This is a genomic window from Pseudoflavonifractor sp. 60 (genome assembly GCF_009911645.1).
Classification (GTDB): Bacteria; Bacillota; Clostridia; order Oscillospirales; family Oscillospiraceae; genus Lawsonibacter.
This window is the reverse complement of sequence record NZ_QWKI01000160.1, coordinates 1-2229: the sequence shown is the minus strand read 5'-3', so window position 1 is coordinate 2229 and position 2229 is coordinate 1. Positions and strand designations below refer to the sequence as shown.

Here is a 2229-nt window from a genome sequence, read left to right as displayed (position 1 = left end):
TCGTCCAGCGGCAGGCAGTTTCCTCCGTCATAGTTGGCGCACAGGCGGCGGATGAGCTTTCTGGCCCGCCGGAATTGGCTGTCGTTCATGCGGTGCAGCTCACTCATGACGGCAGTACCGGGCGGTGGTCTCGGTGTTTTCGTACTCGTTGCCGCTCCAGGCGGCGGTGATGTAAGCAAGGGGTCGCTTCATGGAAAGCTCCTTTCTCCTGTGCGGCTATCTGCCGCCGTAGAGGTCGTGGTTGACCAGCATCGTGTAGTGGTTGTCCGTGGTGGCAGGTGCGTTGAACAGCGCCGCCAGCAAATAGGCCCTGGTGTTCCAGACGCAGGTGGTGTTCTCCCGGATACCGTCCAGGACCTTCTCGATGTGGCTGCTGTTGATAACCTCAAACCGCTGTTGAACAAAGGCGGTAGGATACTCCGCATCCCGCCCGATCTTCATGGTGGGTGCTCTGCTCAGAGCAACCTCCAGCATGATCTCCACCAGCTCATTGAGCTGTTCCCGGTTGGCACTGTCGGCAATCAGGCCGTATTCAATCTGCTCCCGAATCTCATCTCGCTTCTCATACACTTCCGTCATTCCTTCCGCCGCAGGCGCGGACACAGGCCCCGGAGGGGGCTGGGGACAGAATGAATGAGTATTTGCTTGATGAGTATTTTGTTTTTTACGGGGATTTGTTTTCTTAGTATTTAATTGCGCCGGGTTTTCCGTATCCGGCACATCCGTATCCGGGGAAACCGCGTCCGGCTTTACCGTATCCGGGAAACCCGTACACGGTGAAGCCGTATCCGGTGAACCCGTGTGCGGTGAGGGCGCATCCGGGCTGGAGGGGTCCGGGGGCGGCGTTTGTGGCTTCTCATAGATGGTGTACTCCACGCTGCCCACGCGCCCATGCTCTCCCCGCAGCTGGCGGCGCACCACATAGCTCGCCCGCTCCAGCTCCTTCAAGGTGTTCCCGATGGCCTCCACGCCCTCCTTGCAGATGGCGGCGAGGCCACGGGTGGAATAATTCCAGTCGTCCGGGAGGGACAGCATGATTGCCAGCAGCCCCTTTGCTTTCAGAGACAGGCCGAGGTCCTTCAAGTGATGGTTCGACATCACTGTGTAATCCCGCGTCCGTTCTACACGATAAACGGCCATTCTTTACTCACTTCCTCAGTAGATTTTGACTTATGCGCTGTCCGCCGCATCCTCGCGGGCAAAGCGTTCCTCTCCAGGACACGAAAAAACCGGGCAGAGAGATTCCCTGTCCGGCGTACCTGTCCCGTATTTGATTAGCGTTCCTGACTGCGCTGGCGCTTCTTCTGCCACGCCTCCAACAGTTTGATGATGGTTTCCTCCATCTTCCGGGGCGTGTAGGAGCGGGGGAAGTATTTGCGGAGGGTATCGCCAGTCAGCACGATTTTGTCAACCTCCGGCTTCTTCTCCGCCGACATGATGGAGAGCATGGTGTCCTCGTTCAGCTCCCCGGACTGGCTTAACTTCTTCATGCGCTGGGCCTGGGAGACGGAGGGGGTGGCCTGTTCGCTTTCGATGGTCTCCACCAAAAGCGCCTGTTCCTCCGGCTTCAAGGCGGCGATCTGATAGGCCGGGGTCACAGCGATTTTCTTATCATCCACCATCTGCTGAAGCTCCGGGACCAGCTGGGTCAGGGAAATGTAATTGCGGACGGTATCGCCGCTCATACCCATCGCCGCGCCGATTTCATCATCGCTTCTTAACTTCGCCGAATTATTCGGCGAAGTTAAATCCGTCCTTGCTCCGCGCCGCTTGATGGCTTCCAGCTTCATCTTGTACGCCTGCGCCCTCTCGCTGGGCAGGATGCTCTCCCGCTGGATATTGCTGTCCACCATCAGGATGGTGGCGGTGTCATCGTCCAGATTACGGACCAGGGCGGGCAGAGCGGTCAGGCCAGCCAGCTCACAGGCACGTTTACGGCGGTGGCCTGCCACGATCTCATAGCAGCCCTTCTCGCGGGGCCGGACAATGGCCGGGGTCAGCACACCATACTCTTTCACGCTCTCCGTGGTCTCTTTCATGGCTTCATCATCCCTCACTTTGAACGGGTGGTTGGGAAACGGGTGCAGCTCCGTCAGGGGGATGGGGACAACCATCTCGCCCTGGGGCGGGTGTGTGGGGGCGGGGGCCTCCCTCACCTTGGGCGGTCTGCCCCGCCGCTTGGGAGGGGATGTGTTGGGGCTGTTCAAAATATCTCACCTCCAGAGAATG

Annotated in this window: 3 protein-coding genes; all 3 read right to left on the bottom strand. The window is 59.0% G+C overall.

Translation table 11 applies throughout. The features are described from left to right. Positions 1–89: cysteine-rich VLP protein (locus tag D1646_RS16800; protein ID WP_243154221.1), on the bottom strand; the 89-nt coding region annotated here is incomplete at its 3' end. Positions 90–216: 127 nt separating this feature from the next. Then, on the bottom strand, positions 217–1140 hold the full coding sequence (locus tag D1646_RS16795; RefSeq protein WP_160637580.1) for a DUF6017 domain-containing protein: 924 nt from the start codon (positions 1138–1140) through the stop codon (positions 217–219). Between the two features lie 134 nt (positions 1141–1274). Next, positions 1275–2156 (bottom strand): ParB/RepB/Spo0J family partition protein, encoded by an 882-nt coding sequence (locus D1646_RS16790; RefSeq protein ID WP_347565241.1) that lies wholly within the window; start codon positions 2154–2156, stop codon positions 1275–1277. Positions 2157–2229: the final 73 nt, after the last annotated feature.